Below are 14,957 nucleotides of genomic sequence, written 5' to 3'. Positions count from 1 at the left end.
GTGACCCACCCGCTCACCTCCGGGGCGCTCTGACCCGGCGCCGACGCTCTTCGCTCCGGCACTCCCTCCTCCGTCGGTCGCTTGTCGCTCCTCGCTTTCGGCACCGGCGTGCCCCTTCGGCTCGGGGCGGCGGCCCTCCCCGGACACGCGAAAGGGCCCGCCCCCGGAGGAGCGGACCCTTCGACCGACGGGGAGCCCCGGTCAGTCCCCGATCAGCGCGTCCACGAACGCACCCGGCTCGAACGGCGCCAGGTCGTCCGCGCCCTCGCCCAGACCGATCAGCTTGACCGGCACGCCCAGCTCGCGCTGCACCGCGACCACGATGCCGCCCTTGGCGGTGCCGTCCAGCTTGGTCAGCACGATGCCGGTGATGTCCACCACCTCGGCGAACACCCGGGCCTGGATCAGGCCGTTCTGACCGGTGGTGGCGTCCAGCACCAGCAGCACCTCGTCCACCGGGCCGTGCTTCTCGACGACCCGCTTGACCTTGCCCAGTTCGTCCATCAGGCCGGTCTTGGTGTGCAGTCGGCCGGCCGTGTCGATCAGCACGGTGTCCACGCCCTCGGCGATGCCCTCCTTGACCGCGTCGAAGGCGATCGAGGCCGGGTCCCCGCCCTCCGGGCCGCGCACGGTGTGCGCACCGACCCGCTCGCCCCAGGTCTGCAGCTGGTCCGCGGCGGCAGCCCGGAAGGTGTCGGCGGCGCCAAGCACCACCCTGCGGCCGTCGGCGACCAGGACGCGGGCCAGCTTGCCGGTGGTGGTGGTCTTGCCGACGCCGTTGACGCCGACGACCAGGACCACGGCCGGGCCCTCCTCGTGCTTGACGGAGCGGACGGTGCGGTCGGAGTCCTTGCCGATCAGCTCGACCAGCTCCTCGCGCAGCAGCACGCGCAGCTCGTCGGGCGTCCGGGTGCCGAGCACCTTCACCCGGGTGCGCAGCCGCTCGACCAGCTCCTGGGTCGGGGCGACGCCGACGTCGGCGGTGAGCAGGGTGTCCTCGATCTCCTCCCAGGTGTCCTCGTCCAGGTGCTCGCGGGAGAGCAGCGAGAGCAGGCCCTTGCCGATCGAGTTCTGCGAGCGGGAGAGCCGGGAGCGCAGCCGGACCAGCCGGCCGGCGGTGGGCTCGGGGACCTCAACGGCGGGCGCCGCCTCGGCCACCTCGGGAGCCTCGACCTCGACGGCCTCGACGGCCTCGGGGGCCGCGGGGGCTTCGGGGGCCTCGGGAAGCGGAACCTCCTCGACGGTGCGGCGCGGCTCCTCGGTGGGCGGCGCGGCCTCCTCGCCGACCTGAGGCTCCTGCGGAGTGGGCTTCGGCGCCGTGATGACCGGCGCCTGCGACTTCGGGGGCAGCTGCTGGCGTCGTCTGCCGGAAACGACGAGGCCCGCGATCGCGGCGATGGCGATCACGGCGATGACTACGGCAAGAATCACGTATTCCATAACGCCCCCCAGTATCCGTGACCGGAGCCCGGATGGACCGTAGCCGCCCTACACCGTCACCGTACGGACGCCTGCCGGCCGCCGCTCCTTGTGCTCCTCGCGCAGCCGCTGGCTGATCACCTGCGAGATCCCGTCGCCCTTCATGGTCACGCCGTACAGGGCGTCGGCGGACTCCATGGTCAGCTTCTGGTGGGTGATCACGATCAGCTGGGAGCTCTCCCGCAGCTCCTCCATGATCCCGATCAGCCGGCGCAGGTTGGTCTCGTCCAGCGCCGCCTCCACCTCGTCCATCACGTAGAACGGGCTGGGCCGGGCCTTGAAGATCGCCACCAACAGCGCCACCGCGGTCAGCGAGCGCTCGCCGCCGGACAGCAGCGACAGCCGCTTGACCTTCTTACCGGGCGGGCGGGCCTCCACCTCGACCCCGGTGGTGAGCATGTTGTCCGGGTCGGTCAGCACCAGCCGACCCTCGCCGCCCGGGAAGAGCCGGGCGAAGACGCCCTCGAACTGGGCCGCGGTGTCGTGGTACGCCGAGGTGAACAGCTGCTCGACCCGCTGGTCCACGTCCCGGACGATGTCCATCAGGTCGCGCCGGCTGCGCTTGAGGTCGTCCAGCTGCTCGCCGAGGAACTGGTGGCGCTCCTCCAGCGCGGTGAACTCCTCCAGCGCCAGCGGGTTGACCTTGCCGAGCTGCTGGTAGGCCTTCTCGGCGGCCTTCAGTCGCTTCTCCTGCTCGGCCCGGACGTACGGGTACGGCTCCCCCGGCTCCTGCCCCTCCTCGGGCGCAGCGACATCAGCGGCTGACGCCGCGGGCGGCGGGACGGGCTGGTCCGGCCCGTACGAGGCGAGCAGTTCGCCCCCGTCGATGCCGAACTCCTCCAGCGCCCGGGCCTCCAACTGCTCGATCCGCAGCCGCTTCTCCGCCCGCAGCACCTCGTCCCGGTGCCCGGCGTCGACCAGCTTGTCCAGCTCCTCCTTGAGGCCGCGGCCGTATTCCCGGTGCTCCCGCAGTTCGTCCTCGCGCTCGGAACGCGCCTGTTCGACCGCCGCGCGCTCGGCGTCCGCGCGGGACAGCGACACCTCCAGGCAGGCCAACAGCTGCCGGGCGCCCGCCGCGACGGCCGTCGCCACCCCGGCGTCGTGCTCGGCGCGGCGGCGGCGATCGGCGGCACGGGCGCGCGCCTCCCGTTCGGCGCGGGCGGCCCGGTCCAGCTGGTCGGCCCGGCCGGCCAGGGCGCGGACCCGCTCCTCGTGGGTGCGCACCGCGAGCCGGGCCTCCAGCTCGGCCTGCCGGGCGGCGGAGGCGGCCTCGGCCAGCCGCTGCTGCTCGGCGGGGTCCGGCTCGTCCTCCCCGGCGTCCGCCGACTCCTCGGCCACGGCGAGCCGTTCGGCCAGTTCCTCGGCGGTGGCGAGCAGTTCGGCCAGGCCCTGTTCGGCCCGGGTCGCGGCGGCCGACAGCCGCTCGGCCTCCCCGGCGGCGGCGCGGGCCTGTCCGCCGAGGCGGCCGAGCGCACCGGCGACCTGGGCCCGCTCCTTCTCCGCCTGCCGCCGCAGCTCGGCGAGTTGGTCCACCTCGGCGGCCGACTCCCGGCGCAGCTCGGTGAGTTCGGCCAGCCGCTCGGCCGACTCGGTGCAGCGCAGGGCGAGTTCCCCGATCGCCCGGGCCGCCTCGTCCACGGCCGCCTGGGTCTCCAGCAGGCTGGGCGCGCCGCCGGAGCCGCCCTGGGCGAAGCCGGCGCCCAGCCGGTCCCCCTCGGCGGTGACGGCGGACAGTCCGGGGCGTTCGGCGAGCAGTCGCAGCGCCGAGTCCAGGTCGGCGACCACCGCCACCCCGGCCAGCAGGTTCCGGACGGCGGCGAGCAGCTCGGCCGGGCCGTCCACCAGTTCACCGGCCCAGCGGGCCCCGTCCGGCAACTCCCCGGCCGGACGCGGAACCTCCGTGGCCCCGGCGATCAGCAGCGCGGCCCGCCCGGCGTCCTGGTCGCGCAGCAGCCGCAGCGCCCCGGCGGCTGCGGACGGCGAGTCCACGGCCACCGCGTCGGCCGCCGCCCCGAGCGCCGCGGCGACGGGTACCTCGCACCCGGTCTCGATCCGCAGCAGCGCGGCCGCCGGGCCCAGCAGTCCGGTCAGCCGCTCCCCCGCGTCCAGCAGCGCGCCGGTGCCGTCCTTGCGGCGCAGCCCGAGCGAGAGCGCCTCGTGCCGCGCGGTGAGCCCGGCCCGTTCGCGCTCGGCGGCCCCGGCCGTCTCCCGGGCGGCGGCCAGTTCCCGTTCCACCGCGGCCAGCCGTTCCCGGGCCTGCCGGTGCCCGGCCTCTGCCTGCTCGTCGTCCCCGGTCAGGCCGTCGACCTGCTGCTGGAGTTCGTCCAGTTCACCCTGGGCGGCCTCGGCGCGCAGCAGCGCCTCGTCCCGGGCCTCGATGAGCCGGCCGATCTCGGCCTCGGCCGAGGCGGCCTTGGAGCGGGCGGCGACCGCCTGCCCCTGCAGCCGGGCCAGGCCCTCCCGGCGGTCCGCGATGGCCCGGGCGGCGTCCCGCAGCCGGCGTTCCTCGGCGGCCAGCTCGCATTCCAGCTCGCTCTTGCGCTCGACCGCCTCGGCCAGCGCGTACTGGGCCTCCTCCAGTGCCTCGGCGAGGGCGGCCTCCTCCTCGCGGACCCGCTCGGCCTCCCGCTCCAGCTCCTCCGGGTCACGACCGCGCCGCTCCTCGGTCTGTCCCCCGGCGGCGGCGTGCCGGACCCGGGCCTCGGCCAGTCCGATGGTGCCGCGGGTGCGTTCGGCGAGCGCGGAGAGCCGGTACCAGGTCTGCCGGGCGGTCTCCAGGCTCGGACCGAGCTGCTGGACCTGCGCCTCCAGGACCCGTTCGCGCTGCACGGCGCGGGCCAGTTCCTGTTCGACGGTGGTGCGGCGCAGTCGCAGCGCGAGTTCGTCGGCGATCTCGGCCTCGACGGCCTGGCGGAGGGTGAGCAGGTCGTCGGCGAGCAGTCGCAGCCGTGCGTCGCGCAGGTCGGCCTGGATGCCAGCGGCGCGGCGGGCGATCCTGGCCTGTCGGCCGAGCGGTCCGAGTTGGCGGCGCAGTTCGGCCACCAGGTCCTGGACGCGGTTGAGGTTGGCCTGCATCGCGTCCAGCTTCCGCAGCGCCTTCTCCTTGCGCTTGCGGTGCTTGAGGACGCCGGCCGCCTCCTCGATGAAGGCGCGGCGGCCGGTCGGGTCGGCGTGCAGGACGGAGTCGAGCCGGCCCTGGCCGACGATGACGTGCATCTCACGGCCGATGCCGGAGTCGGAGAGCAGCTCCTGGATGTCCAGCAGGCGGCAGGTCTCGCCGTTGAGCGCGTACTCACTGCCGCCGTTTCGGAACATGGTCCGGGTGATCGTCAGCTCGGCGTAGTCGATCGGCAGGGCGCCGTCGCCGTTGTCGATGGTGAGGCTGACCTCGGCGCGGCCGAGCGGGGCGCGCCCGCTGGTCCCGGCGAAGATGACGTCCTCCATCTTTCCGCCGCGCAGCGACTTGGCACCCTGCTCGCCCATCACCCAGGACAGCGCGTCGACCACGTTCGACTTGCCGGAGCCGTTCGGGCCGACGACGCAGGTGATGCCCGGCTCGAAGCGCAGGGTGGTACTGGAGGCGAAGGACTTGAACCCGCGCAGCGTCAGACTCTTCAGGTGCACGCGGCCGGTCTCCTCAATCACTCACGACGGGACCGACTGTATCCGGAGTCCGACACGACGAAGGGACGCCACATCCGGGCGTCCCTTGCAAAGCTGCGTCCCTTTCGGGGCGGCTCAGTGCACAGCGGCGTCGATCTGTGAGGACCGGGGCGGGGCTCAGGTCAGAGCCGGCTCCCGCTGGTCCAGATCGATGCTGTTGAGCAGCGAGTGCTCGTCAGCGACAGCGGTGAGCGCGTCGTTCTCAGCCTGCATCCGAAGGAGCTCGGCTTCAAGGTCCTGGACGCGCTGCTGGAGCCGTCGCATCTCGGAGAGCATTCGCGGGTCGGGGCCGCCGACGTACCCGAGAAGCGCCTTTGCCATGATGAATGGTCCTCCACGCTGAGTGACCGAACCGGAACGGTACAGGTCTAGGGGGAAGGGGGACGCACGCGCGGCGCGCACCGGAAGTGCTGGCTGGGCACTACGGCACAACCACCGTGAGCTGGGCTCACGAGGGCATGCGCCTGCCGGGATACGCGATCGTGTGCGCGGGCTTCAAGCGTCTCACCAAAGACGGTACGGGTCAACACGATCACCGCACGCTACCGCGCCCCTGTCACCTGCCCGGCGGTGTCGTCACGCCTGGGGGGTCTCGGGCCGGGTCCACCACGTGCTCGTGGATCATCGTTCGATGCGGAGTCAACCACGAGTCTGCCCGAATGGCAACCGCCTGACACCGACGGTTGCGGATCATTTCCGGGACGCGACGGCAGCGGGCCGGGAAACGGGGGCTCAGCGGATCTCGAAACCCTCGTAACCCGCACCGACGGCGGTCCAGATCTCGGTCACGCCGCTCACCGCGCCGGGCGTGTCGGGGCCGCGCAGCAGGGCCAGCAGCTCCTCGCAGTCGGCGGCCAGTCCCTCGGCCACCACCTGTACCCGGCCGTCGCCGAGGTTGCTGGCGTAGCCGGACAGGCCGCCGATCTCCAGCGCCCGCGCCCTGGTCCACCAGCGGAACCCGACCTCCTGGACCTTCCCCCGGACCCAGGCGGTCACCCGGACCGGTTCATCACTGTGGGCGTCGCGACCGTGCATGCCCCGACCCTAACCGTCGTTGCGGCCGGTCACAGCTCCACGGGGCCCTCGACCGTCCAGCCCGGGGTGTGCACCTCGGCGTGCAGTTCGCCGCGGCGGGCCTCCCGGCCGCAGGTGCGGCAGACCCAGGCCGGGTCGAAGGGGTGCGGCTGGTGGCCCTCGGACTCGTGGGCGAAGGTCACCGGGGAATCCGGCCCCAGCCAGCGGTCGCCCCAGACGCGCAGCGCGTGGGCGAGCGGGGCGAGGTCCCGGCCGGCCTCGGTGAGGTGGTACTCGTAGCGCGGCGGCCGCTCGCTGTACGGGCGGCGCTCGACCACCCCGGCCTCCTCCAGCGCCCGCAGCCGCGCGGTCAGCCGGTCGCGCGGGGCGCCGGTGTTGCGGGCGATCCGGTCGAAGCGGTGGTTGCCGTAGAACAGCTCGCGCACCGCCAGCAGCGCCCACTTCTCGCCCACCACCTGGAGCGCCGCCGCCATCGAGCACGGTCGGCCGGGGACGGCGGCCCGAGCGGCCGCGGGGGTGCCGGTGGTGTCGGAGGTCACAGCGCCAGCCTGCCACACCGGGTTGCCTTCTCAAACCCGCGCCTCGATGCCCCGGGGCGACGAACGGCCCCGCCGGTCGAGACCGACGGGGCCGTGCGAGGCGGTTCCGGGACCGGAGGACTACCAGTCCCCGCCGCCGAAGTCGCCACCACCGAAGTCGCCACCACCGCCGAAGTCGGTGCCACCGCCGTCGAACCCGCCGAAGTCGCCGCCGTTGAAGTCGGCGCCGGTGTAGTCACCGCCCTCGTACTGGTCCTGGTAGCCGTGGTGCTCCATCATCGGCGCGGCCGCGTAGGCCGGGCTGCTCATCGCCGAGCCGAGCACGGTGCCGACCAGCAGGCCGGGCAGCAGGCCGCCGCCGAAGCCGCTGTAGTAGCCGCCCGCGTACGGTGCGTACGCCGGGCCGGCGTTCCAGTACGGCTGCGGGCCGTGCTCGGTGTCGACGGTGCGCACGGCCGGGTCGAGGCCGGCCGCGACCCGGTCGGCGTCGGCCTGGCAGACCGGGACGGTGCGCGGGGCGCCGCCGGCCGGGGCCCACTCGACGTCCTTGACGGACGGGCCGTGGCGCGGGTCCATGAAGCACGGGGGACGGCGCTCGGGCAGCGGGCGCTTGTCCCGCCGTGCGGCCAGGGTGGCCAGCGCGAACCGGCCGTCCTCGATCGCCTCGGTGACCTGCTTGACGTCCTCCGGCTTCTTCGCCTCGTCCATCAGCCGCTTGGACTTCTCGTACGCGTCCAGGGCGTGCGAGTAGTCGGTGCGCTGGACGTCGTCCGCGTCGGCGGCGGCCGGGTTGAAGTCGAGCCGTTCCAGCTCCACGCCGAAGGCGGTGATGTCCTCGTCCACCACCCGGCGCAGCTGCTCCAGCTCGGCCCGGGCCTGCTCCTCCTTGCGCTTCTTGGCACGGCGGAAGAGGAAGAAGACACCCGCGCCGGCCAGCGCCACCAGCACCACCGGGATGACCACCCAGGCGATCGAGGTGCTGTGGGTGACCCCGTTGCCCTTGGCCTGCGGCGCGGCCTGGTCGACGAAGTCGTTCAGGGTGCCGTTGATGTCGCCCTGGTGCGAGCGGTAGGCCGCACCGGCGATCCGCTGCGGCATGCCCTTGGCGAGCGCGCCCTGGTCGGCCCGGGCGTCGAACAGGTTGCCGAGCCAGACCGCGTAGACGCCGTCGACGCCGACCTCGGTCCGCAGGTCCTGGAAGATCGTCTTGGTCTGGGTGTTGTACGGGGCCGCGTCCGGAAGCACCGCGATGAAGATCGGCTTGTCGGCCTTCTTGATCTTCTCGGTCAGGGCGTCCGCCTGGCTCTGGCTGAAGCGGCTGGTCATCGCCGGGTCGACGTAGACCTTGCCCTGCTTGAGGGTGGTGGAGACGTCTCCCAGCCCACCGGCGGCCGAGGCCACGGGCGCGAACACGAGCAGCAGCCCGAGCAGCGCCGCCACCAGGGCAAGCGGCCCGGTGCCCCGGGAACGTCGTGCAAGGGTTCTCATGCCCCCGACGCTACCGCGACCGGCGGCAGAGGACGGCATACCCTTCGCATACTGGTTATGACAAGATTCCCCGCCGACCGCCGGGGCGGTACCCCTTCTCGCGGATGAGATTTCCCCCAGTCGACCCTGAGACGGGTGGGGCGCGGGAACCGGCCGGGACGCCCGGACGTACGTCCCGGCGGGCCCGGGGTGGTGCGGGGGCGGCCCTGCGGCGGCCCGGGGGGAGGTCCCGACCGTACCGCGCGAACGGGCATAGTGGGTCCCGGACCGCTGGTCCCATTACCTGTTCTTGACCCAACTCCCGATCGGAGCGTTCGGTGATCATCGGCCTCGTCACGGCCGTGGCGGCATCCGCCTGCTACGGCACCGGCTCGGTCCTACAGGCCGTCGGATCCCGCCGCTCCGCCCAGGAGGAGACCGCCAGGGGCGCCACCACCTCGACCACCGAGCACGGCGGACCGAGCCTGTCCTCCACCGCCAAGGCCGCCGTCACCTGGGAGTTCATCACCGGTACGGTGCTCGACCTGATCGGCTTCGGGCTGGGCGCGCTGGCCGCGCGGCTGCTGCCGCTGTTCCTCTCCCAGACCATCATCAGCGCCAACCTGGTGATCACCGCGCTGCTCAGCATCAAGCTGCTGGGCATCCGGCTCAAGCAGCTGGAGTGGGCCTCGATCGGCGTGCTCTGCTCGGCGCTGGTGCTGCTGGCCGTCTCGGCCGGCCCGGAAGGCGGCCACCACGCGGAGACGGCCTTCCACTGGTGGCTGCTGATCATCACCACCGTGCTGCTGGTCGGCGGCGGCCTGCTGGTGCGCCGGATGGGTTCCAAGGGCGCGATCGTCGCCGGTCTGCTCTCCGGCCTCGGCTTCGGCGGCCTGGGCGTCGGCGTGCGCATCCTCAACGGCTTGGAGCCCTTCGACCTCGGGCAGCTGCTCTCCGACCCAGCGCTGTACGCGATCCTGATCGGCGGCCTCGGCGGCATGTACGTGCACACCGTGGCGCTGCAGATCGGCTCGGTGAACGGCGCGACCGCCGCGCTGGTGGTCGGCGAGACGGTGCTGCCCGGCGCGGTCGGCGTGCTCTGGCTCGGCGACTCCTCCAAGGCCGGCCTGGGCTGGCTCGGCGTGGTCGGCTTCCTGCTCGCGGTGGTGTCCGCGGTCGGGGTCGCCTACTTCGGCCAGGACACCCACGGTGCCCCGGCCGAGGAGCCCGCCGGGCAGCCGGAACTCGCCAAGAACTAGCGGCTCAGCCCCCGCTGCGGGTCCGCGGCACGCGCTGGCAGCGGGGGCAGAAGTAGCTGGAACGGTTCATCCAGGCGGCCCGCCTGATCGGGGTGCCGCAGCGGCGGCAGGGCTCCTGCTCGCGGCCGTAGGCGTCGAGGTCCCGGGAGAAGTAGCCGCTCTCGCCGTTCACGTTGACGTACAGGCTGTCGAAGCTGGTGCCGCCGACGGCGAGCGCGGCGGTCATCACGTCCCGGGCGTTGGCCAGCAGCAGGGCGGCCTGCGGGCGGGTGAGCGTCCCGGTCGGGCGGTCGTAGTGCAGCTTGGAGCGCCACAGCGCCTCGTCGGCGTAGATGTTGCCGACGCCGCTGATCAGGGTCTGGTCCAGCAGCGCCCGCTTGACCGTGGTGCGCTTGGCCCGGAGCGCGGCCGCGAAGGCCTCGTCGTCGAAGCGCGGGTCGAGCGGGTCGCGGGCGATGTGCGCGATGGAGACCGGCGTGCCCTCCGGGTCGCCCTCCTCGGCCTCCTCGACCGCCAGACCGCCGAAGGTCCGCTGGTCGACGAAGCGCAGCTCGCGACCGCCGTCGGTGAAGCGCAGCCGGACCCGCAGGTGGGTCTCGTCCGGCGTCGACGGGTCCTGGACGAGGAGCTGGCCGCTCATCCCGAGGTGGCCGATCAGCGAGAAGCCCGTACCGGTACCGGTCAGCGGCAGCCAGAGGTACTTGCCGCGCCGCTGCGCGGTGCCGAGGGTGGTACCGGTCAGCCGGGCCGTGAAGTCGGCCGCGCCGGCCGGCTGGCGGCGCACCGCGCGCGGGTGCAGCACCTGGACGTCGGCGACGGTCCGCCCGGCGACCCAGTTCGCCAGACCGCGGCGGACGACCTCGACCTCGGGAAGTTCGGGCACCGGAACAAGCCTCCTGCGAAGAGAATGACGGCAGGGGTGAAGGCTACTTCCAGGTCACGCGCCGGCGGGCAGCCGGTCCGCGTACTTCTCCTTGATCGCGCGCCAGGCGCTCTCGGCGGCCTTCTGCTCGGCTTCCTTCTTGGAGCGGCCGACGCCGCTGCCGAAGTCCTCGCCGGCCACCCGGGCCGCCGCGGTGAAGGTCTTCTCGTGGTCCGGACCGGACTCCATGACCACGTACTCGGGCACCCCGATGCCCACCGAGGCGGTGAGCTCCTGGAGGCTGGTCTTCCAGTCCAGGCCGGCTCCCAGCTGAGAGGACTCCTCGATCAGCGGGTCGAACAGCCGGTGGACGAACTCGGTCGCCGCCTCCAGACCGCGGTCCAGGTAGACGGCCCCGATCACGGCCTCGACCGTGTCGGCGAGGATCGACGACTTGTCGCGGCCGCCGGTGCCCTCCTCGCCCTTGCCGAGCCTGATGAACGCACCGAGGTCCAGGCCCCGGCCGACGTCAGCGAGCGCGCGGGAGTTGACGACCGCGGCGCGCAGCTTGGCGAGCGTGCCCTCCGGGACGTCCGGGTGGACGCGGTAGAGGGTGTCGGTCACCACCAGGCCCAGCACCGAGTCGCCGAGGAACTCCAGGCGCTCGTTGGTGGGCAGACCCCCGTTCTCGTACGCGTACGAGCGGTGGGTCAGGGCACGTACCAGAAGGGCGCGCTCAAGCGTGTACCCGAGGCGCCCTTCCAGGACGTCGTATTCGGTCGAAGCCGGCCCGCCGGCCTTGCCGCTACCCGAAGAACCCTTCGAGGCAGAGGACGCCTTGCGGGTGGAGTTACCGTCCGACATCGATCCGTACACCCCGCCGATCAGACCGAGAGGACCTGGCGGCGGTTGTACGTGCCGCAGCTGGGGCACGCGATGTGGCCGAGCTTCGGCTCGTGGCAGCGGTCGCACGCCACGAGGGCCGGAACGACGGCCTTCCAGTTGGAACGGCGGTGGCGCGTGTTGCTGCGCGACATCTTCCGCTTCGGAACAGCCACGGCTACTTCTCCTGGTTCTCGGCGGCACCCTCACGGGTGTCGCTGTTCTTGATCCCGTCACCCTCGTCGCCGGGGGCGGCGGAGAGTCCCTGCAGAGCCGCCCACCGGGGGTCGGCGGCGTCGTGGTGGTGCGTCGGGTCGTCGCTCAGGCGTGCTCCGCACTCGGAGCACAGGCCCAGGCAGTCGTCCTGGCACACCGGCTGCAGCGGCAGTGCGAGCACCACCGCGTCACGCAGCACCGGCTGGAGGTCGAAGAAGTCGCCCTCCAGGCGGTAAGTCTCTTCCTCCGAGTCCTCGTCGAGGTCCTCGGTCCCGGTGGTCCGGGCGCGGTGGCGCTCGTCGGACTCCGGGTAGTAGTACAGCTCCTGGAAGTCCACGTCGATGTCGAACTCGACGGGCTCCAGGCACCGGACGCACTCGCCCTCGACGTGGGCGTCGGCGGTGCCGGTGACCAGCACACCCTCGACCACGGACTCCAGGCGGAGCTCCAGCTCGATCGGGCTCTTCTCCGGGACGCCGATCACGTCGATGATCCCGAAGCCCTCGGGGGCCTCCAGGGTCCGACTCACCTTGCGCATGGCGCCCGGACGACGGCCCAGCTCGTGCGTGTCGAACACGAGGGGGTCGCGGTGGTCGAGGCGGTTCAAGGTGTCCTGACTTCCATCGGAATCAATGCTGTGTCCCCATACGAGTCGACGTTGCGAGGGCAAGCCGACGGCCGGACATGGGGATGCCGGAGTGGTCAGACTACCGGAGTCTCCCGCCAGGCCCAACTTCGGCCCCGTCAGGAGACTTCCGGCAGCCCCGCCGGGGGCCGCTCAGCGGCCGCCGAGCTCCCGCAGCCGGGTCATGTCGATCATGCTGGTGTCGAAGAAGCTGGTCTCGTCCAGGCCCTGCTGCTGGTGCGGCACCACCGGGGGCGGGGCGGGCTGCTGGTGGTGCGGCACCGCCGGGGGCAGAGCCGGCTGCTGCGGGTAGGTGTAGCCGTCGTACTGCTGGGCCCCGTAGCCGTCCTGCTGCTGGGGATACCCGTAGGCGTCGCCCTGCTGCTGGTCCTGGTAGCCGGGCTGTTGCGGGTAGCCGCCCTGCTGCTGGTGGCCCCACTGGGCGCTGTACGGGTCGCCCTGGCCGGCCGGGTCGAAGCCGCCGCCGTACACCTCGGCGTACTGCCCGCCCTGCTGGTGGGCGGCGGCCGCGTACTGGTCGGCGCCGGAGTCCTGCCAGCCGGCCGCGGCCGGGGTCTGCTCGGGCCAGGTCTGCTGCTGCGGGACGTCCTCGCGGTACCAGGCGATGTCGTCGCCGTCGGCGTCCGCGGCGAACCCGGCGGCCACCGCCTCGGCCCGCTCCTTGGCCTGCTGCGCCTCGTCAGCGGCGGCCAGGTAGGCGCCCAGCTCGTCGACCGGCTGCTTGCCGAGGAGCTTGTCGCGACCCTTGCCGACCGCCTCCAGGGTGGCGCCGAGCACGTTCTCCAGGGTGGCGAGCTTCACATCGACGTACTCATCGACCTCGGGGCTCGGGCTGATCCGCTGCGGCTGGAACTCCTCGCCGCCGGTCTCGCCCTCGTGGTCGGCCTCGAAGACGCTGGAGTCGCCGCGCAGCTTGGTCCGGCCGCGGCCGACCGCGCCGAGCGTCTTGGTCAGCACGACCTCGAAGTTGGCCAGCTTGCTGTCCACGTAGTCGTCCGCCTCGGCCCGCTTGGCCTCGACCTCGCCCCGGGCCTCGGCCAGGATCCGGTCCGCCTCGGCCTGCGCCCGGCGGACCACCTCGGTGTCCGAGATGAGCGAGCCGCGCTCGGCGTGCGCGCCCTGGATGATCCGGTCGGCCTCGGCCTCGGCGTCCGCCACCACCTGCTCGTGGTCGGCCATCACCGACTGCGCCTGGGCGAGTTCGGCGGGCAGGGCCGCCTTGAGGTCGTTGAGCAGGCCGATCAGCTCGGCCCGGTTCACCACGCAGGAGGCCGACATCGGCATCGAGCGGGCGTTCTCGACCGCCGCCACGATCTCGTCGACCTTGTTCTGCACGTCCACGGGGCTTCGTCTTTCCGTGTGCCGCCGACGGTCCGGCGGAGGCAGGCCCGGCGCGGTGGACCTCACCGCAGGGCAGGACTACAGACTGTACGGCCCCCGTGCGGCGAGCTCACAACGCCTGAGCCGAACCGGCCTCCGCCACCCCGAACAAGCCGTGACGAACCGGCAGAAAAGGGACGGGGTCTACTGCTCCGCCTTGCGCTCCGCGATCCGCTCGACCAGCCGGCGGTGCACCGTCTCCGGCAGCAGGTGCGAGACGTCGCCGCCGTACGAGGCGACCTCCTTGACCAGCGTCGAGGAGAGGAAGCTGTACGTCGGCGAGGTCGGCACGAATAGCGTCTCCACACCGGTCAGGCCGTGGTTCATCTGAGCCATCTGCAGCTCGTAGTCGAAGTCGCTGACCGCCCGCAGGCCCTTGATGATCGCGGGGATGCCGCGCTCCCGGCAGAAGTCCACCAGCAGGCCGTGGTGCGACTCGACCACCACGTTCCCCAACGGAGCGGCGACCTCCTCGATCAGGCCCATCCGCTCCTCGATGGTGAACATGCCCTGCTTGTTCCGGTTGATCAGGACCGCGACATGCACCACGTCGTACAGCTTCGAGGCCCGCTCGATGATCTCCAGGTGGCCGTTGTGGATCGGGTCGAACGAACCGGGGCAGACGGCTCGACGCATGGCGTGTGTGCTCCCTCGTGGGGTGACGGCTGCTGCGGGCCGCGGCCCGCTACTCGTGGTCGCTGGCCTCGGCGGCGGCGCGACCGTACCAGAGCGTGCCCTCGCCGTAGCGGCGGGAGCGCAGCACCTCGAAGCCCTCGGGCCAGCCGAACTCGCCGCCACGGGTGCTGCGCTCCACGGTGACGAGTGCGTCGTCCGCGAGCCAGCCCCCAGCCAACAGTGTGATCAGCATCTCCCGCAGTTCCCCGTCCGTCACGGCGTACGGCGGATCGAGGAACACCAGGTCATAGGGGGTCTGCGGGGGCGGGCCGACGATCACCTTCTCCGCCTTGGCGGCCCGCACCTCGGCGCCCGGCAGCCCGATGGTGCGGACGTTCTCCCGGATCACCCGGGCCGCCTGGCCGTCCGCCTCGACCAGCAGGACGTGCTCGGCCCCGCGCGACAGGGCCTCCAGGCCGACCGCGCCCGATCCGCCGAACAGGTCCAGCATCCGGGCTCCGTGCAGGGTGCCGCGAAACGCCTCCAGGGTGGAGAACATCGCCTCCCGGGCCTTGTCGGAGGTCGGGCGGGTGCCCCGGCCGGGCGGTACGGCCAGCCGGCGGCCGCCGGCCGACCCGGCGATCACGCGGGTCATGGTGGTGAAGGGTCCTTTCGTCGCTGCCCGACCACGCTATCCCGCCCCGAGCCGAAGGGGCGCGCCGGTGTCGAAAGGGAGAAGCGACAAGCGACGAAGGAGCGCCGGAGCGCCGACCGTCGGCACCGGGCCCGAGCGCCCCGGAGGCGAGCGGGCGAGTCACAGCCCCGAGCCGAAGGGGCGCGCCGGTGTCGAAAGGGAGAAGCGACAAGCGACGAAGGAGCGCCGGAGCGCCGACCGTCGGCACCGGGCCCGAGCG

Annotated in this window: 14 protein-coding genes; 1 reads left to right on the top strand and 13 read right to left on the bottom strand. The window is 72.7% G+C overall.

Translation table 11 applies throughout. The annotated features are described in order from the left end of the window. Positions 1-201: 201 nt before the first annotated feature. The 6 genes from ftsY to ACFQ87_RS23035 all read right to left on the bottom strand — a co-directional run bounded on the left by ftsY (position 202) and on the right by ACFQ87_RS23035 (position 8,204). Positions 202-1,440, bottom strand: a complete 1,239-nt coding sequence (gene ftsY / locus ACFQ87_RS23060) for a signal recognition particle-docking protein FtsY (RefSeq protein ID WP_380612678.1) — start codon at positions 1,438-1,440, stop codon at positions 202-204. Positions 1,441-1,488: 48 nt separating this feature from the next. Next, on the bottom strand, positions 1,489-5,103 hold the full coding sequence (smc, locus tag ACFQ87_RS23055) for a chromosome segregation protein SMC (RefSeq protein ID WP_380612677.1): 3,615 nt from the start codon (positions 5,101-5,103) through the stop codon (positions 1,489-1,491). A gap of 156 nt (positions 5,104-5,259) precedes the next feature. Next, positions 5,260-5,463 carry a hypothetical protein gene (locus tag ACFQ87_RS23050; RefSeq protein ID WP_045702518.1) on the bottom strand — a complete coding sequence of 68 codons (204 nt, stop codon included), beginning with the start codon at positions 5,461-5,463 and terminating at the stop codon, positions 5,260-5,262. A 411-nt stretch (positions 5,464-5,874) separates the two neighbouring features. Then, entirely contained in the window at positions 5,875-6,177 is a 303-nt protein-coding gene (locus ACFQ87_RS23045; RefSeq protein ID WP_380612676.1) for an acylphosphatase, read from the bottom strand. 29 nt (positions 6,178-6,206) lie between these two features. After that, positions 6,207-6,716, bottom strand: a complete 510-nt coding sequence (locus ACFQ87_RS23040; RefSeq protein WP_380612675.1) for a winged helix-turn-helix transcriptional regulator — start codon at positions 6,714-6,716, stop codon at positions 6,207-6,209. 120 nt (positions 6,717-6,836) lie between these two features. Then, a complete protein-coding gene (locus ACFQ87_RS23035; RefSeq protein WP_380612674.1) occupies positions 6,837-8,204 on the bottom strand; it encodes a hypothetical protein in 1,368 nt (455 codons plus the stop codon). Between the two features lie 317 nt (positions 8,205-8,521). Between ACFQ87_RS23035 and ACFQ87_RS23030 the strand changes: the two genes are divergently transcribed. After that, positions 8,522-9,442, top strand: coding sequence for a hypothetical protein (locus ACFQ87_RS23030; protein ID WP_380612673.1), 921 nt, complete (start codon positions 8,522-8,524; stop codon positions 9,440-9,442). 4 nt (positions 9,443-9,446) lie between these two features. Here the strand turns inward: ACFQ87_RS23030 and mutM are convergent, their stop codons facing one another. The 7 genes from mutM to rsmD all read right to left on the bottom strand — a co-directional run bounded on the left by mutM (position 9,447) and on the right by rsmD (position 14,698). Further along, positions 9,447-10,325, bottom strand: coding sequence for a bifunctional DNA-formamidopyrimidine glycosylase/DNA-(apurinic or apyrimidinic site) lyase (gene mutM / locus ACFQ87_RS23025; protein WP_380612672.1), 879 nt, complete (start codon positions 10,323-10,325; stop codon positions 9,447-9,449). A gap of 54 nt (positions 10,326-10,379) precedes the next feature. Next, positions 10,380-11,168, bottom strand: coding sequence for a ribonuclease III (gene rnc, locus ACFQ87_RS23020; protein ID WP_380612671.1), 789 nt, complete (start codon positions 11,166-11,168; stop codon positions 10,380-10,382). Between the two features lie 20 nt (positions 11,169-11,188). Next, positions 11,189-11,362 (bottom strand): 50S ribosomal protein L32, encoded by a 174-nt coding sequence (gene rpmF / locus ACFQ87_RS23015; protein WP_030056747.1) that lies wholly within the window; start codon positions 11,360-11,362, stop codon positions 11,189-11,191. Between the two features lie 2 nt (positions 11,363-11,364). Next, positions 11,365-12,009, bottom strand: a complete 645-nt coding sequence (locus tag ACFQ87_RS23010) for a YceD family protein (RefSeq protein WP_380612670.1) — start codon at positions 12,007-12,009, stop codon at positions 11,365-11,367. A gap of 171 nt (positions 12,010-12,180) precedes the next feature. Beyond that, positions 12,181-13,389, bottom strand: a complete 1,209-nt coding sequence (locus ACFQ87_RS23005; protein WP_380612669.1) for an ATP synthase F0 subunit B — start codon at positions 13,387-13,389, stop codon at positions 12,181-12,183. 183 nt (positions 13,390-13,572) lie between these two features. Next, positions 13,573-14,064, bottom strand: a complete 492-nt coding sequence (gene coaD, locus ACFQ87_RS23000; protein WP_380612668.1) for a pantetheine-phosphate adenylyltransferase — start codon at positions 14,062-14,064, stop codon at positions 13,573-13,575. A 49-nt stretch (positions 14,065-14,113) separates the two neighbouring features. Then, complete coding sequence (rsmD, locus tag ACFQ87_RS22995; protein WP_380612667.1) at positions 14,114-14,698, bottom strand: 16S rRNA (guanine(966)-N(2))-methyltransferase RsmD; 585 nt, start codon at positions 14,696-14,698, stop codon at positions 14,114-14,116. Between the last annotated feature and the right edge of the window lie 259 nt (positions 14,699-14,957).

The sequence above is a fragment of the Kitasatospora sp. NPDC056531 genome (assembly GCF_042794375.1).
GTDB lineage: Bacteria > Actinomycetota > Actinomycetes > Streptomycetales > Streptomycetaceae > Kitasatospora.
Note: the sequence above shows the minus strand (reverse complement) of the source record. Positions and strands in the feature narration are given on the sequence as shown.

What these genes read in the sequence shown, in the direction of transcription:
- ACFQ87_RS23045 (WP_380612676.1), bottom strand. Translation starts at nt 6,177, where the DNA reads ATGCACGGTCGCGACGCCCACAGTGATGAACCGGTCCGGGTGACCGCC.
- rsmD (WP_380612667.1), bottom strand. Translation starts at nt 14,698, where the DNA reads ATGACCCGCGTGATCGCCGGGTCGGCCGGCGGCCGCCGGCTGGCCGTA.
- ACFQ87_RS23050 (WP_045702518.1), bottom strand. Translation starts at nt 5,463, where the DNA reads ATGGCAAAGGCGCTTCTCGGGTACGTCGGCGGCCCCGACCCGCGAATG.
- coaD (WP_380612668.1), bottom strand. Translation starts at nt 14,064, where the DNA reads ATGCGTCGAGCCGTCTGCCCCGGTTCGTTCGACCCGATCCACAACGGC.
- rnc (WP_380612671.1), bottom strand. Translation starts at nt 11,168, where the DNA reads ATGTCGGACGGTAACTCCACCCGCAAGGCGTCCTCTGCCTCGAAGGGT.
- ACFQ87_RS23035 (WP_380612674.1), bottom strand. Translation starts at nt 8,204, where the DNA reads ATGAGAACCCTTGCACGACGTTCCCGGGGCACCGGGCCGCTTGCCCTG.
- ftsY (WP_380612678.1), bottom strand. Translation starts at nt 1,440, where the DNA reads ATGGAATACGTGATTCTTGCCGTAGTCATCGCCGTGATCGCCATCGCC.